Origin of the sequence: Lactiplantibacillus garii (genome assembly GCF_003885105.1) — a bacterium.
Taxonomy (GTDB): Bacteria; Bacillota; Bacilli; order Lactobacillales; family Lactobacillaceae; genus Lactiplantibacillus; species Lactiplantibacillus garii.
Window position 1 is genome coordinate 25,417 of sequence record NZ_QWZQ01000020.1, and the last position, 14,846, is coordinate 40,262.

Genomic DNA, 14,846 nt, shown 5'->3' on the forward strand with positions numbered 1-14,846 from the left:
TTAAAATGAAAAGGGGTGACGGGGCGATGCGTAAACGAAACTGGCTCATCGCGCTTGTCGTGGTGGTGTTGATCGCGGTTGGGGGCTTTTTTGGCTACCAGCGTTACGGTCAATCAACCACTTCGACGACGACCACGAGCAGCAAGGTGCGCTCGGACAGTGCCGTCAAAAAGGATATCAATACCCGGTTAGTGAAGACCGAGGTTAAAGCCCAGTCGAGTACGACGGCGGCTTTGAAAAAGACGGCTAAGAGTAGCAGTTACACCGTTAATAACATGTATACCAAGGTGAACCCGTACGGAACTTCACCGTTGTCCGCGAAGGTGATCTTTAAGACCAGTTCCGCGGCGAAGGTCAGTTACACGGTGGTCGGCAAGAGTAGTAAGACTTCGATCTCGAATAGTGTTAATAAGTACACGACTAGTCACAATTTGACCGTGCTGGGCTTATACGCCGGTTACAACAACACGGTTAAAATTAAGGTGACCTATAAGAGTGGCAAGGTCGTTAATAAAACGATCCATTTAAAGACGGCCAAGTTACCGACGTCGCTCAGCAGTATCAAAATCAACGTGAAGACGGCTAACAAGAAAAAGATGGTCGTGGGGACCGGGAACGCCAAGCTGACCTTCATGGTGCGGACAACGATCTCCGGTAAAAACCAGTCTAAGAACTTTACCTTTGGGCTGGACGCCGACGGGAACATCCGCTGGTACACGACCAAACCGACGTCGCACATTTTTAAACAGTTAAATAACGGGCATTTGTTGATCTGGACCAAGTCCAACAGTAGTAATTCCTACTTCGACGAGTTGGTTGAAATGGATTACACTGGTAAAGTTTATAAAACTTATAAGTTCAACCATAAAGCCTGGGGCAAGGCCAAGGGTTCTAAAAAGCAGAACCATAACCAAGTCCACCACGACGTGACCGAATTGCCAAACGGTGACCTGATTGCCACCGTTTCGGACGGCGGTCGGACCTACGTCGAGGATACGATGATCGTGATCTCCCACAAGACCGGGAAAATTACCAAGGTCATTAACATGAAGAACATCCTGCCTTCGAAATTTTATACTAAGTACAACGCCACCAGTTCCAATAAATACATGGGCAAGAAGGACTGGTTCCACCAGAATTCGGTCTACTATGATAAGACCGATAAGAGTTTGATTATTTCCAGCCGGAACCAGAACCTGGTCATGAAGATCGATTACAAGACCGAAAAGATCAAGTGGATCCTCTCCAGCAAACCGACCTCGGCTTGGCCGAAGTCTTACCGCAAGTACCTGCTAAAGGCCAGCGGCAAGATCTCCTGGCCGGGCGGGCAACACGCCGCCATCGTCGACCCGACGACGCTGGGTAAATCCGGTTCGCTGAACCTGCTGATCTTTAATAACAACGTGGCGGTCGGGACGACTAAGAAGTCACTGGAAGCCTCGTCTGGTAAGTATTCGGAAGGTGTGGAATACCACATTAACGAAAAGACCAAGACAATCTCGCAGGTCGGCAGTTACGGTAAATCGTTAGGTAAGAGCAACTTTGCCAACATTATTGGTTCGAACCGCTATTTGAGCAAAACCAACCGCTTGATCGACTTCGGTTGGCTCAACAACGGTAAGTCGGCCAACATTATCGAGTATGATACCAAGACCAAGAAACAGGTTTACAACGTCGAATTATCGAACTTAGGCAGTGGCGGCTACGTCTACCGCGCCGAACGCTTCTCGTTGTACCCGACGAAGCATAGTTACGGGATCAATGAATAGGGACCACATACCTTATTAAATTTGATGGTTTAAACCAACCGTGGTAAAAAAATTGAATGAAGACTGGGATAAAACTCTCGGCCAGTAAAAAAGAATGGTCACAAAAAATTGTTTTTTAGATTTTTTGTGACCATTCTTTTTAATCTGTTAAAGTTTTCAAAATGCCCAACTGTACGTATAAGAACAAAAAAACCGTGTTAATTACGACCAAGTGACGATTATTTGCTAAACGTAAAATGATAGCCGTTCGATTACTGGCCGTTAATAATCTTTTATTAATCGATAAAAAGAATTCTGGTTATTTATGCGCTTTAAAGCTTTGTGCCCGTATTAAAGGTAGATGCTAATTGATGAATCTAAGCACGTAGCTATTCCGTGAATGTTGTTTAATGATAAAATTATTTATGGCTGACGTGTGATATAATTTTCATGATTGAATAAGACAGCAGTTATTGATGTTTTCGTCTTAAATGTGATTTGCAAGAATCAAGACGCATTGTGGGGGGATATGTGTTTTAAATGAATGTTAAGACTACTGAATTTTTCAACTAACAGGGTTGGTATTCTAGGAGGAAATCATGAAAAAATTAATTTCAAGCTTGTTATTACTGCTAGCATTAACTTGTGGACTAGCCGGCGCAACGACCGCTGATGCAGCAACTTGGCATCACGGTAGTTTTCCAAAAACCGTTCGCGGGTATTGGCACCAAACGATTAAGAAAAATAAAACGACCGTGCAGTACCGTTATACCAAAAAGTACCAGGATGCTCAGTTATTGGGCAAAGTAAAGGGCAAGTGGGAACACGCGATGCTGAATAGGGTAAATACCTATAATGGTCCAGTTCGCTACAAAGTGACTGGGCATCATAAATATTATTTTGCAGCTACCAAAAAGCAAGTTAAAAATCGTTTCTTCACGGGGGCTGATCGGATGATTCTAACGAAAAAAGGTCATCGGTTGATCATGAAACTACACTATAAAGGTGCCCATAAATGGACTAAGCCCACAACGCTGCACGCTGGGAAAGTTAAGTAGAACTTAAATATTTAAAGGGAACCGGTGACTCAATTTAAGTTGAGCCACCGGTTTTTTGCTGGACTGGTGGACGCAAAAGGGTCAACTTATAAGTATCAATAATGGAATGGAACTTTGTTGGACTAACCGGCTTATCTTGGTTAGTGGGTGTTTGGATTAAAAAGTGGACCCAACAAGTCGTGGCGGTCATTTGGTTGTTGATGATGGTCGTGAAAAAAGCCAACCCTGATGCTTGCTGGTGACGCTTATTAAAACAAATAGCAGGTCAAAACGGACACTCCGTTCAAGTGGTGTGCCCGTTTTTGATCAATTGAGGCCTTTAAGTTTGTAGAGGCGGGATTTACCGGGTACAAAATCTTCAAAAAGTCACCACGAAATTGTCGCGGTTTAACAAAGAACTTCATACCATGTCGGATTTATGTTCACATTGGAAGTTTACAATTATTGCCATGTTGAACGAAACCGACGCGGGCAAAACGTCCGGTGGGATCGCTATTGGGGAGCACGTTTCAGCAAAAATCAACCAGATTGGAGCGGTGGACGATGACCCTCGAAATTGCAATTGTTTTACTCACCTTATTAGTTTCCTTCGTTTTAATGGCGATGGAAGTCACGACGCCCAACGCCGTCATTCTCTGCGCGCTGGCGTTTCTAATGTTTGTCGGTATTCTGTCACCCAGTGACGCTTTGGCCGGGTTTGCCAACGACGGGTTGGCCACGATCGCCTTAATGTACATCGTGGCTTACGCCATCGCCAAAAGTAACGTGATCACCCGCCTGTTTAACCGGGTGCTCGGTGCCGGTAACCATGAAAAAAAGTCACTGTTCCGCCTGCTTGCCAGCGTGAGCGTGATCTCACCGTTTATGAACAACACGCCAATCGTGTCGACGCTGACGCCGATGATCCAGCGCTGGTGTAAACAAAAGGGACTGGCGGTCTCCAAGTTTTTGATCCCGTTATCCTATGCCACGATTTTAAGCGGCCTGTTAACGGTGCTCGGGACGTCCACTAACCTGGTTGCCCAGGGGTTGTTGTCCAAGTACGACTTGAAAAAATTTGGCACCTTTGACCTGGCCATCGTGGGGATTCCCATCACGATCGTCGGCCTGGTATACCTGCTGACGATTGGCTACCGCTTGTTGCCGACCTACCACGGCAGTTCGGTGGACGACGTGGTGGCCGCACCGAACGATTACCTGATTGAAATGTCGATTGGACCGGATTTTGAGCACCTTAACCAGACCGTGGTCGCCGCCAAACTGCGCAACCTGACCAGCTCGTTTTTAGTGGCCATCAACCGGCGCGGTGAGTCGATCATTCCGGTCACGGATGGCACGGTGCTGCGGCTTGGCGACCGGTTGTACTTCACCGGCGCGGTCGACAGTATTAACGATTTGATCCAAATTAAGGGGCTGATCCCCAGTACCGAAAAAATTAACATGGACGACGTCACCAACGAACACGCCCGCTTACTGGAAGTCACGATCCCCGACACGTCTAGTTTGGTCAACCAAACCGTTAAATCGGCGCGGTTCCGGAACGTGTTTGGCAGCGTGGTGGTGGCGATTCACCGCAACACCGTCAACTTAAAGGGCCAAATTGGCCGCATTAAGCTTAAGGGCGGTGATAACCTGGTCGTGATCACCACTAACGAAGCGGACGAAATGGATAACTTAAAGGACCTCCACGTGTTTAACGTGCAGGAAATGCAGCCCCGGCAGCACACGTACAAGGACTTTCTACCGATTGTCTTGTTAGTGGCGACCATCTTGTTGTCAACGCTGAACGTGTTTGACCTGTTTGTCGGCTTAGCGGCCAGCTGCGTGATCCTGTTTGTGACTAAGTGTGTTTCAGTCAGCGACATCGTCAAAGCCGTTGACATGAACGTGCTGTTCTTAGTCGCCAGCAGTTACGGCCTGGGACTCGCGATGTCCAACGTTGGCGCCGACAAGTTTATCGCCAAATCGTTAGTGGCGGTGGCCGGCAACGCGTCGCCGTTGATCTACATGTTCTTGATCTATTTTATTACCAACTTCCTAACGGCGATCCTGTCCAACGCGGCGGCGCTGTCACTGATGTTTCCAATCGTCGTTTCGGCGGCGAAGTTAGAAGATTTGCCGGTGATGATGCTGGTGATGCTGATCACCATCGCGGCCACCGCCGATTTCTCGACGCCGATTGGCTACCAAACCAACCTGATCGTTTACGGCCCGGGGCACTACAAGTTTACCGACTACTTCAAGGTCGGTATCCCGCTGAATTTGATCTGTATGGTGATCTGCGTTTTCGTGACGTACTACTACTATATGGTGATTTAACGGCGCCTACGTTGTGCCGTTGAGCTAAGAAGGGCCGGTTCACCGTGAAACGGGCACGCTGGATGTTCAAGAACTCGGAAAGGACGGGTGGCATTGCATTACTTTAAATTTGGTACGCCTAATCAATTCGTCCTCGTCGCGCATCACAACGCCTGGGTCGCACGCCGAACGTTGCTGGAACAGCACGGTGACCTTCCAGCTAATATTCCGTGTCAGGAGATTAGCCGGACAACGGCTTGGGCCATCTACCGGGACGTTTGGGCTCACGAGTTGGAAATGAGCAATTCTGAAGTTGACCGGATTGCCGGGATTACCTTTGACCACCCCGGTGTAATGGCCCACATCAGTTACGGTGACTGACGCATTAACATAGTAGCGAGTCGTTCTGTGTTCAGTTCGGTAACCGACCAATACTAGTCAATCTAAACTAATTAAAACTATCGCTCCCACACAGATTTTGTTCAAATGAACACGCGTGGGAGCGATAGTTTTATGGTTGGCGGCCTTATTTTGCCGTTAAATACATCCGCCGCAAGGTTTGCTGTTTAGCACTGGTGACGCCGAGGCGCCGCAAGAACTTCGTGGTCGAACCGTAGCGGTGGTTGATCTCCTGGTAAGCGGCGTTCAGGTCACCCGTCGTGACGCGCTTAAACGCTTGGTTGGGGTCGGCTGGGTCCTTGAAGGTCAGCCGGGACCCCTGTGCGAGGTTGACGTTGGAACGTAGATATTCCCGCACGATGGTTTGTTTAGAAACGCCCAGTGCCGTCAAAATCAGCATGGTGGCCACGCCGGTACGGTCTTTGCCGTAGGTGCAGTGGTACAGCAGCGCGCCGTTGTGGTTGGCTAACAGTTGTTTGAACAGCGTGGCGTAACCCTGAACGGCGATCGGGGTGGCAACTAAGTCCTGGTAGTAACGTTTAGTGGTGACTGGCAACTGGTGGTCGGCCACCACGCTGTCCTGATAGTAGGTGACACCGGGCATTTCCACGTCCGGTGTAGTTTGGATCTCGTCGTGGGAGCGTAAATCGGCCACCTTGGTGACGTGAAAACGGTGCGTCAGGGTGCGGACGTCCGCCTTGGTCAAATGGGCCAGTTGATTACTGCGAATCAGCCGGTGCGAGCGGATTCGCTGACCGCTCGTCGTTTTGATCCCGCCGAGGTCCTGGGTGTTGCTGGCGCCCTTTAGGTTGATTCGCTGCCCGTAAGTTCCGCTGATCGGGTCGGCCTCCGCCGTACAGCCGCTGAGCAGGCCGACCGCTAATAAGATAATGGCAAGTGGTTTAAAAAGTCGTGACATAACGTCCATCCCCCATCATGGTTTGCCCCTAGTATACCGGTGTTGGTCGGGTATGCGGGGGCAAAACGGCTCCTTCGTGCGGTATGTTTATTTATTCAAAAGGCGTCAAAATCCGGGTGAAGGTGCGCAAAAGTCAGGACTTTGCACTTTTCGGGCAAATGACTAGTATTCGGGCCCCAAAGTTGATATACTAGCAAAGTTTGCTTAGCAGTCCGGTCAGTCTGAAACCGGTTGCTTGGCTGCCAACTTAATAGATGAAAGGGGTGCGAAAATGAACGATTTAACAAAGGGGAAACCGTTAAAACTAATTTTTTGGTTTACGATTCCGTTACTAATCGGAAACATTTTTCAGCAATTTTACAGTTTATCAGACACACTGATCGTTGGCCAGACGCTGGGCGTTAAAGCCTTAGCCGCCGTGGGCTCGACCGGGAGTGTTCAGTTCTTAATCATTGGCTTTGCACAGGGGCTCACGGCCGGGTTATCGATCCTGACCGCGCAGTACTTTGGGGCTAAGGATTACAAGGGTGTCAGGCGCAGTTTTGCGATTAGTATCGTGGTCAGTCTGATCGTTGGCATCATCCTGACCATTATTTCGATGATCTTTGTCGACCACATTTTAGTTTTGATGCAAACGCCGAGTGATATCATGGCCGACGCCCGGACCTTCTTGCAGATCATGCTGGGCGGGATGCTGGCGCCAATTGCGTTTAACCTGTTATCGAACATTATTCGCGCCCTCGGGGACAGCCGGACGCCGTTGTGGTTTCTGATCGTCAGTTCGTTAATTAACATTGGGTTGGAACTGTTATTCATCCTCGGTTTTCACTGGGGCATCGCCGGGGCCGGCTGGGCAACCATCCTGGCCCAATTAATTGCAACCTTGATGTGCGTGGTCTACATCGTGGCGAAGGTGCCAATCTTACACATTGGTCGCCGCCACTTTAAGCTGGTCTGGTCCGAAGTGAAGGCCCATTTAAACGTTGGGCTGCCAATGGCCTTTCAAATGTCGATCATCGCGATTGGGACGATCGTGTTACAAGCGGCGTTAAATAGTTTGGGGACCAACTCGGTGGCCGCCACGACCGCCGCGCAGAAGATCGACCAAGTGGCTACCCAACCGTTAATGTCGTTCGGGGTCACGATGGCGACCTTCGCCGCTCAAAACTTCGGCGCGCACAAGTACGAACGGATCATCAAGGGGGTCAAACAGACCATGTGGTTATCCGGGAGTTTTAGCGTCGCCGCCGGGCTGATCGAAATTATTTGGGGTAAGCAGTTAGTGGGGTTGTTCGTCGGTCACCAGGACATGGCCGTTTTAAACTTGTCGCAAACGTATTTTAACGTGATTGGGAGTACCTACATCCTATTATCAATGCTGTTCATCATGCGTAACACGCTGCAAGGGCTCGGCCGCAGTGCCATCCCAACCTTAGCGGGGGCCGCCGAACTATTTATGCGGGTGTTTGCCGCGCTGATCTTAGTCCGGTTCTTCGCTTATCCGGGGGCCTGCAGCTCCGAACCGCTCGCGTGGCTCGGGTCCTGCGCAGTTTTGTTACCAGCCTACGTAAAGGCGGTCCGCGAACTCCGGTTACGCGCGCGTAATGAACGGGAACACCCTGAAAAAGTGGCACCCGCGTTAGAAAACGTCGTAAAAGAGTAATTTGGACTTGCGTGCTTTGACATTTTTTGATAATATTTGTTATCAATTTTAATTAAGGAGACAACACATGGCGGTAGAATTAAAAATTGGCGATTACGTCCAAGGTAAAAAATTTGCTTCACTGGAACACAATTTCAAGGGTGAGATCGAAAAGGTGTATGAAAATTCAGTTCTGATCTTGATCAAGGAATTCGATAAGTCCGATGAACCAATCGTGAACGAATACAATCACCGTGCGGTTGTTCGCAAAGGGGACGCCAAAATGATCAAGGCGGCACCGAAGCCGGTCAAAGTTCCAGAACCCGAAGCGTAAAAAAATTTATAAATAACCATGACAACGGAAAAAATGTATGCTATACTAATTTCTGTTGTCAAATGCGGGTGTAGTTTAGTGGTAAAATTCAAGCTTCCCAAGCTTGCGTCGCGAGTCCGATTCTCGTCACCCGCTTAAGTTTTAATTCGGAGCAGTCACGCACGGCTCCAACCCATGGTCCGTTGGTCTAGTTGGTTTAGGACGCCTGCCTGTCACGCAGGAGATCACGAGTTCGAGTCTCGTACGGACCGTCTGGTAAGGCATTCTGAGGAATGTCTTTTTTTGTGTGATGAATAATAAACGGAGGAATGGTCATGCAATTTAAAACCTATCAATTGGACACTTTAACGCCGCGCCAACTCCACGCCGTGTACAAGTTACGGGTGGCGGTTTTCGTGGTTGAACAGGCCTGTGCCTACCAGGAAGTGGACGATTTAGATTTAACGGCGACCCACTTATTGGGCAGCGGTGCGGACGGCCAGTTATTAGCTTACGCGCGCTTAATGCGGGAACCCAATGACCAGGCGAGAATCGGCCGCGTGATCGTCAGCCCAGCGGCCCGTGGTGGCGGCCACGGTCAGGAACTGGTCCACCAGGCGATCGCGCAAATCAAGCGCCAGTGGTCGGCGACGACGCAGATCAACATTCAGGCCCAGCACTACTTAGACCGCTTTTACCGGTCGTTTGGTTTTGTGCCGGTCTCAGCGGTGTATTTAGAAGACGGTATTCCGCATCAAGACATGGTTTTAGCGTTACGCTAGTCAAAGTTCGTAAAGTCTGTTATACTAACACACGTTAAAATTTTCACGTCTAACGAGAAAGAGGAGTAGAACGTCACACTGGTTTAGCGAGTTCGGGATGGTGTCAGCCGAGCCCAGTGCCGTTCGAAGCGCGCTTTTGAAGACGACAATTCGATAATTAAGTGGATATTATATCAATTAGAGTGGTACCGCGGGAAAATCTCGTCTCTTACATGTTTAAACAATGTGTAGGGGACTTTTTTTATCCCGTTAAACCCGAGGAGGAAATATTTTGGATTACAAACAACTCGTGGCGGATGCCTTAGCACCGGCCTTACCAGATTTATCAACGGACGACATCTTAAGCAAGATCGAACAACCGAAGACGTCCAAGCAGGGGGACTTAGCGTTTCCAACCTTTACGTTAGCCAAGATCATGCACAAAGCACCGCAAATGATCGCCGGCGACGTGGTGGCAAAAATCGACCAAAGCAACTTTGAAAAGGTCGTTGCGATGGGCCCGTACGTTAACTTTTTCTTCAAAAAGGACGCCTTTTCCGCCGACATTATGAGTCAAGTTTTGACGCAGGCGGAGCACTTTGGTGACGGCAAACTTGGTGAACAGGGCCAAGTCCCAATCGACATGTCTTCACCAAACATTGCTAAACCGATCTCAATGGGCCACTTACGTTCTACGGTAATTGGGAACTCCTTAGCCAACATCTTAAGCAAGTTGGACTACCAACCGGTTAAAATCAACCACTTGGGCGACTGGGGCACCCAGTTTGGGAAGCTGATCACCGCCTACAAGATGTGGGGGAGTGAAGCAGAAGTTAAAGCCGACCCGATCAACAACTTACTGAAGTACTACGTGCGTTTTCATAAAGAAGACGTCGACCACCCCGAAATGGACGACGAAGCCCGTGAATGGTTCAAGAAGCTGGAAAACGGCGACGAAGAAGCCACCCACCTGTGGTCGTGGTTCCGTTCCGAATCGTTGAAGGCTTTTAAGAAGATCTACAAACGTTTGGATATCGACTTCGATTCCTTCAAGGGGGAAGCCTTCTACAACGACAAGATGGCCGAAGTCGTTGACATTTTGGAAAGTAAAAACTTGTTACACGAAAGCCAGGGAGCCGAAGTCGTCGACTTAAGCAAGTACGACCTGAACCCGGCGCTGATCAAGAAGTCCGACGGCGCGACGCTCTACATCACCCGGGACTTGGCTGCGGCCATTTACCGCAAACGGACCTACGACTTCGTGCAATCCCTGTACGTCGTGGGGAACGAACAAACCAACCACTTCAAGCAATTGAAGGCCGTGTTAACGGAAATGGGCTTTGACTGGGCCGACCAGATCCACCACATTCCGTTCGGTTTGATCACTTCCAATGGTAAGAAGTTATCAACGCGGAGTGGGCGCGTGATCTTGCTGGACAAGGTCTTAGACGACGCGGTCAGCTTGGCGCACGAACAAATCGAAGCCAAGAACCCGGACTTAGCTAACAAGGATGCCGTGGCCGACGCCGTGGGGATCGGAGCCGTGGTGTTCCACGACTTGAAGAACGAACGGATGAACAGCTTCGACTTTAACTTGGAAGAAGTCGTGCGGTTTGAAGGGGAAACCGGGCCGTACGTTCAATACGCCCACGCCCGGGCCGAAAGTATCCTGCGCAAAGCTGGCAGCCCAGCGATTGCCACGGACGGTCAGGCTTTAAGCGACCCGGCCGCTTGGGATACCTTGAAGTTACTGAGCGAATTCCCGGCAACGGTGGTTCGTGCCAGCACCGAATACGAACCGTCCGTCGTCGCAAAGTACGCTATTCACTTAGCCAAAGCCTTTAACAAGTATTACGGTAACACCAAGATCCTAGTTGAAGACGATGAATTAAACGCCCGTTTGGCCCTCGTAAAGAGTGTCAGCATCGTGCTCAAAGAGGCCCTGCGCTTACTTGGCGTCAAGGCACCGGACGAAATGTAATTTAAATTAATCACGGGACTTAATCAGCCCAAAAAAGAAGTTGCCATGCTCAGTTAGAGTGTGGCAACTTCTTTTTAATGGTGCGCGTTTGGCGATTCAGTTTGGTGCTCCCACCAGCACCGGCCCAAAATAATGAGGAGCACCGGTAACGCCACCGGTAGTAGCACGCCCTGAATAATGAAGTTGAGGGTCATGTTCATTTGATTGTCGTTCATTTCGTTATAAGCGGCTAACCGGTCGTGACTACCGACACCGTCCCGGTAGATGTCGCCAAGGTTATGGTGCGCCGCGGTGATTTGGTGTAAAGCACGGGTTCCCAGTGAGACGAACTTCAACGGGTTACGGTTAAGCTGGGGGGCAAAGTAAATGACTAACGGGTAAAAGAGTAAGTAGGCCGCGGTCAGATAACCGTTGACCCAGTTCCATTTCAAAACGAAGGGCCCGCTCGGACTGGCGGTTGTTGCGTAGAAGGTCAGGGCAAAAAAGATCAGTACCCGCACGTACGAAAAAATAAAAGTTTTAATTAGTTTTATTGCCGTGACCTCCCACTCGAACGTGTGATTGTTGATAGTATACAACGGTGAGGGTTGAAAGTATCCACGGGTGGTTGCGTAGGTTAGTGACCGAACTAAAGTCAGAGCTGTAAACGGGATTGAATCCCAAAAAACGTGCCAATCATTTGCCGAGCGTGGCTTGGTGGGTCCCCGTTGCGGATAAAGTTAGGGTTAAAAACAAAGTATTGTCAGTAATTTCATATATAAGTAACCAATTGCTTTCAAGGTGAATGTCGTATAGTCCGCTCTTGTCACCTGATAGGGCGTGTAATTTATACTTAGTTTTTAAAAGATCTTCGTTTTCATCTAAGATAACGGCAATTGCTTTTTTTTAACTTATCCATTCGATAATGTTTTTTACGCAACTCACGGTTAGACGTCTTCACGATTGGCCTCCCGCATTTGTTCATCAAAGTGTTTCATGTACTCCTCGCGGGAGTAAGCTTTTCTTTTACCAGCGCGAACCTCTGCAAGCGCTTCGGCGTTTTCTGCTTTGATACGCGTCGCGGGAGTTTGAATTTCAAAGGGAAGCTTACCAGTTGCAATAATTTCTCTTAAATATAGCACGATCCCTTGGGACAAATTTAGTCCCATTTTTTCAAAAGTTTCATTAGCGTCTGTTTTGATCTGTTCATCAGTATTAACAACGATTCTAGCTTTTTTAGGAATGAATTTTTCACTCATAATTTTCACCTCACACTGTACGGTGTAACACCTGAGTGCTAAAAGGTGCTAAATTGTGCACATTTAGGGAACGGATTAAGCAAGATAAATCAATCGTAGAATTAAACTTTCCAAAGCAATCCCGCTTTTTTCTCCGACGAAAAACATAAGTAAACTAACGGTACCAACGGGTCAAAGTCCCCGGTTGAGCCTTGAAATGCTAAGCTTAGGCATGACTGATAGTAGAAAATGGGGGAAACGGTATGGCTTATTTGGAACTACGGGGCATCCGTAAAAGTTATTACATTGGCAAACGGGCCTTTCCGGTTTTGAAGGGTATCGATTTAACGGTGGAGTTAGGGGAGTTCGTGGCCATTTTAGGGGAATCCGGTGGCGGGAAAACGACCCTGATGAACATCATCAGCGGGTTAGACCGCCAGTTTGACGGGACGGTCACGGTCCACGGTCAGGAGTTGGACCACTTGCGCGACCGGCAACTGGACCGCTACCGTCGTGAAACGATTGGTTACATTTCGCAAAGCTATAATTTAATTCGCCATTTAAACGTGCTAGAAAACGTTTTGTTAGCCCTTGATATGACCAAACTGTCCCGCGGTGAACGCACGCGCCGGGCCCACGAACTACTGCAACAGGTGGGGTTAGCGGATCAGGCTAAAAAGTACCCGAGTCAGCTTTCCGGTGGGCAGCAGCAACGGGTCGCGATTGCCCGGGCGCTGGCGGGCGACCCGCCAATCGTGGTGGCCGACGAACCGACCGGCGCTTTGGACGCCGATAACACCGCCGAAGTCATGCGCATTTTACAACAAATCGCGGCGGACGGGCGGATGGTCATTTGCGTGACCCACTCGGACCGGGTCGCGCAGGCCGCCAACCGGGTGGAACACTTGGTGGACGGCCAAATTAAGGACCAACAAGTGTTGCGGCCACTGGCCAGCGACCAGACCCAACCGGCCCCGGCGCGGCAAACGATCGCGACGCGACCGCTCCCACTGCACGTTTCGTTTACGACCGCCTTTCGCCACATGCGGTTCACGTGGAGCTGGAACAGTTTGATCGTGCTGGGGACCGCCATCGGTCTCTTTGCGGTGATGTTGTTTGCCGGTTTAGGCAACGGAATTCGCGGCTACATCAACCACCAGATCAATAACGTGGTCGACCCGCAGTCGATCACCGTCATGCGCTATAGTAATAACGGCAAGGACCAGGAAGAACAGTCGGCCGCGGTTGACCCGGCGGTGGCCGGCACGATCGCGCCCCACATGCAGACCTTTTCACCACAACAACTCCAGGCACTACGGGAGTTGCACCACGTGATTGGGGTGGAACCGGGGATCTCAGCGACCAACGCGACCATCAGTATCGGCAATAACCGCTACTCGGCACCGGAGCTGACGACTTGGACCAGTACCGACCCGGTTTCCAGCTTAAAAGCCGGCCACCCCGCGGGCAATAACCAAATCGTCCTCGATAAAACCACGATCGCCCAGAAGTGGTCCGCAACGAATTGGCGGCAACTCGTCGGCAAAACGGTCACCGTCGCTTACCAGACGCTCAACGCTAAGGGCCGGCCGGTGACCGTACAGCGGCAGTTAAAAGTTGCCGGGATTGTCGATAGTCCGTCCGGGGCCAGTTTAAACGCGGTCAACTACGCCACCATGCAATCGATGTCGCAGGCGGCCGGTTTGTCTAAACAACCGACCTTCGCGACGGTCCGGGTGGCCGTTCGTGAACAAAACGAGGCGGTCGTAAACGAGATCAACCAGCTCAAGGTCGGTGGTCAGCAACAGTTTTCCGCCAACAGTATTTCAACGACTTTGGACCGGGTCAACACGTACGTGGGCATTGCGACCGCGGTACTGGCCGCCATTGCCGGGATTTCGCTGGCCGTGTCGGCGCTGATGATCATCGTGACGATGTACATGTCGGTCAGCGCCCGCATGAAGGAAATCGGGGTGCTGCGCTCACTGGGTGAGAGTCGCCGCGACATTCGCCGGTTATTCACCAGCGAGGCGCTGATGCTGGGCGGGTTAAGTGCCGTTTTAGCGACCGGCTTAGCGTACGGTCTCGGCGCCATTTTAAACCACTGGTTATACCGGATCGCCGGTTACCCGCTGGTCCAAATCCACGCGACCAGCATCGCGCTGATCTTTGGCTTAGCCATCGTGATCGCCTGGTTAGCCGCCATCTTACCGGCACGGCGGGCGGCCCGGGCCAATCCCATTAAGGCGCTGGCCGCAAAATAGGTAATTATGAGTAACTCCAATTTTAAAACGCGTCAATGATCCTACTTTGAACGGGGGTCGTTGGCGCGTTTAGTCGTTCGATTGAATAGTTAAAACTGGCCGCGTTTTATTAATTGGGAGATAGTTTCACGGTTATTAAAAAATAATCGGATTTTTTTATGGGTAATGGCTCAATAATTGCGGTCGTTGAATACGGGGGCGACGGGTGGAAAAAAACGGGTAGCCGGGGCCGATTAAAAAATTTAA

At 50.0% G+C, this 14,846-nt stretch carries 14 protein-coding genes and 2 tRNA genes; 12 read left to right on the top strand and 4 right to left on the bottom strand.

The window, feature by feature from the left end:
* Positions 1–26 precede the first annotated feature (26 nt).
* The 5 genes from D1831_RS07300 to D1831_RS07315 all read left to right on the top strand — a co-directional run bounded on the left by D1831_RS07300 (position 27) and on the right by D1831_RS07315 (position 5,485).
* Complete coding sequence (locus D1831_RS07300) at positions 27–1,769, top strand: aryl-sulfate sulfotransferase (RefSeq protein WP_125072276.1); 1,743 nt, start codon at positions 27–29, stop codon at positions 1,767–1,769.
* Positions 1,770–2,347: 578 nt separating this feature from the next.
* Positions 2,348–2,806: a hypothetical protein gene (locus D1831_RS07305; protein ID WP_125072277.1), complete on the top strand. Its 459-nt coding sequence runs from the start codon at positions 2,348–2,350 to the stop codon at positions 2,804–2,806.
* Positions 2,807–2,907: 101 nt separating this feature from the next.
* Positions 2,908–3,048: a hypothetical protein gene (locus D1831_RS14370; protein ID WP_158610644.1), complete on the top strand. Its 141-nt coding sequence runs from the start codon at positions 2,908–2,910 to the stop codon at positions 3,046–3,048.
* A gap of 301 nt (positions 3,049–3,349) precedes the next feature.
* Complete coding sequence (locus D1831_RS07310; protein ID WP_125072278.1) at positions 3,350–5,125, top strand: SLC13 family permease; 1,776 nt, start codon at positions 3,350–3,352, stop codon at positions 5,123–5,125.
* Between the two features lie 93 nt (positions 5,126–5,218).
* Entirely contained in the window at positions 5,219–5,485 is a 267-nt protein-coding gene (locus tag D1831_RS07315) for a hypothetical protein (RefSeq protein WP_125072279.1), read from the top strand.
* A 145-nt stretch (positions 5,486–5,630) separates the two neighbouring features.
* Here D1831_RS07315 and D1831_RS07320 read toward each other — a convergent pair whose 3' ends face one another.
* Complete coding sequence (locus tag D1831_RS07320) at positions 5,631–6,422, bottom strand: tyrosine-protein phosphatase (protein ID WP_158610645.1); 792 nt, start codon at positions 6,420–6,422, stop codon at positions 5,631–5,633.
* A 271-nt stretch (positions 6,423–6,693) separates the two neighbouring features.
* Between D1831_RS07320 and D1831_RS07325 the strand changes: the two genes are divergently transcribed.
* The 6 genes from D1831_RS07325 to argS all read left to right on the top strand — a co-directional run bounded on the left by D1831_RS07325 (position 6,694) and on the right by argS (position 11,119).
* Positions 6,694–8,085, top strand: a complete 1,392-nt coding sequence (locus D1831_RS07325; RefSeq protein WP_125072281.1) for an MATE family efflux transporter — start codon at positions 6,694–6,696, stop codon at positions 8,083–8,085.
* 67 nt (positions 8,086–8,152) lie between these two features.
* A complete protein-coding gene (locus D1831_RS07330) occupies positions 8,153–8,398 on the top strand; it encodes a DUF2187 domain-containing protein (RefSeq protein WP_125072282.1) in 246 nt (81 codons plus the stop codon).
* A 64-nt stretch (positions 8,399–8,462) separates the two neighbouring features.
* Positions 8,463–8,533: transfer RNA gene (locus D1831_RS07335), tRNA-Gly, on the top strand.
* Positions 8,534–8,574: 41 nt separating this feature from the next.
* Positions 8,575–8,649: transfer RNA gene (locus tag D1831_RS07340), tRNA-Asp, on the top strand.
* Positions 8,650–8,712: 63 nt separating this feature from the next.
* Positions 8,713–9,159 carry a GNAT family N-acetyltransferase gene (locus D1831_RS07345; protein ID WP_125072283.1) on the top strand — a complete coding sequence of 149 codons (447 nt, stop codon included), beginning with the start codon at positions 8,713–8,715 and terminating at the stop codon, positions 9,157–9,159.
* 271 nt (positions 9,160–9,430) lie between these two features.
* On the top strand, positions 9,431–11,119 hold the full coding sequence (gene argS / locus D1831_RS07350; protein ID WP_125072284.1) for an arginine--tRNA ligase: 1,689 nt from the start codon (positions 9,431–9,433) through the stop codon (positions 11,117–11,119).
* A 74-nt stretch (positions 11,120–11,193) separates the two neighbouring features.
* On the opposite strand, the gene D1831_RS07355 is transcribed toward argS, so the two are convergent.
* The 3 genes from D1831_RS07355 to D1831_RS07365 all read right to left on the bottom strand — a co-directional run bounded on the left by D1831_RS07355 (position 11,194) and on the right by D1831_RS07365 (position 12,357).
* Positions 11,194–11,550, bottom strand: coding sequence for a hypothetical protein (locus D1831_RS07355; protein WP_125072285.1), 357 nt, complete (start codon positions 11,548–11,550; stop codon positions 11,194–11,196).
* 244 nt (positions 11,551–11,794) lie between these two features.
* Positions 11,795–11,995, bottom strand: coding sequence for a type II toxin-antitoxin system RelE/ParE family toxin (locus D1831_RS14925; protein WP_125072304.1), 201 nt, complete (start codon positions 11,993–11,995; stop codon positions 11,795–11,797).
* Between the two features lie 50 nt (positions 11,996–12,045).
* Entirely contained in the window at positions 12,046–12,357 is a 312-nt protein-coding gene (locus tag D1831_RS07365) for a type II toxin-antitoxin system RelB/DinJ family antitoxin (protein WP_125072286.1), read from the bottom strand.
* A 242-nt stretch (positions 12,358–12,599) separates the two neighbouring features.
* Between D1831_RS07365 and D1831_RS07370 the strand changes: the two genes are divergently transcribed.
* Positions 12,600–14,600, top strand: coding sequence for an ABC transporter ATP-binding protein/permease (locus tag D1831_RS07370; protein WP_125072287.1), 2,001 nt, complete (start codon positions 12,600–12,602; stop codon positions 14,598–14,600).
* The last annotated feature ends 246 nt before the right edge of the window (positions 14,601–14,846 follow it).

Excerpts from the sequence above, each read along its gene's own strand:
- D1831_RS07300 (WP_125072276.1), top strand. The coding sequence starts at position 27 with ATGCGTAAACGAAACTGGCTCATCGCGCTTGTCGTGGTGGTGTTGATC.
- D1831_RS07305 (WP_125072277.1), top strand. The coding sequence starts at position 2,348 with ATGAAAAAATTAATTTCAAGCTTGTTATTACTGCTAGCATTAACTTGT.
- D1831_RS14370 (WP_158610644.1), top strand. The coding sequence starts at position 2,908 with ATGGAATGGAACTTTGTTGGACTAACCGGCTTATCTTGGTTAGTGGGT.
- D1831_RS07310 (WP_125072278.1), top strand. The coding sequence starts at position 3,350 with ATGACCCTCGAAATTGCAATTGTTTTACTCACCTTATTAGTTTCCTTC.
- D1831_RS07320 (WP_158610645.1), bottom strand. The coding sequence starts at position 6,422 with ATGTCACGACTTTTTAAACCACTTGCCATTATCTTATTAGCGGTCGGC.
- D1831_RS07325 (WP_125072281.1), top strand. The coding sequence starts at position 6,694 with ATGAACGATTTAACAAAGGGGAAACCGTTAAAACTAATTTTTTGGTTT.
- D1831_RS07330 (WP_125072282.1), top strand. The coding sequence starts at position 8,153 with ATGGCGGTAGAATTAAAAATTGGCGATTACGTCCAAGGTAAAAAATTT.
- D1831_RS07345 (WP_125072283.1), top strand. The coding sequence starts at position 8,713 with ATGCAATTTAAAACCTATCAATTGGACACTTTAACGCCGCGCCAACTC.
- D1831_RS07365 (WP_125072286.1), bottom strand. The coding sequence starts at position 12,357 with ATGAGTGAAAAATTCATTCCTAAAAAAGCTAGAATCGTTGTTAATACT.
- D1831_RS07370 (WP_125072287.1), top strand. The coding sequence starts at position 12,600 with ATGGCTTATTTGGAACTACGGGGCATCCGTAAAAGTTATTACATTGGC.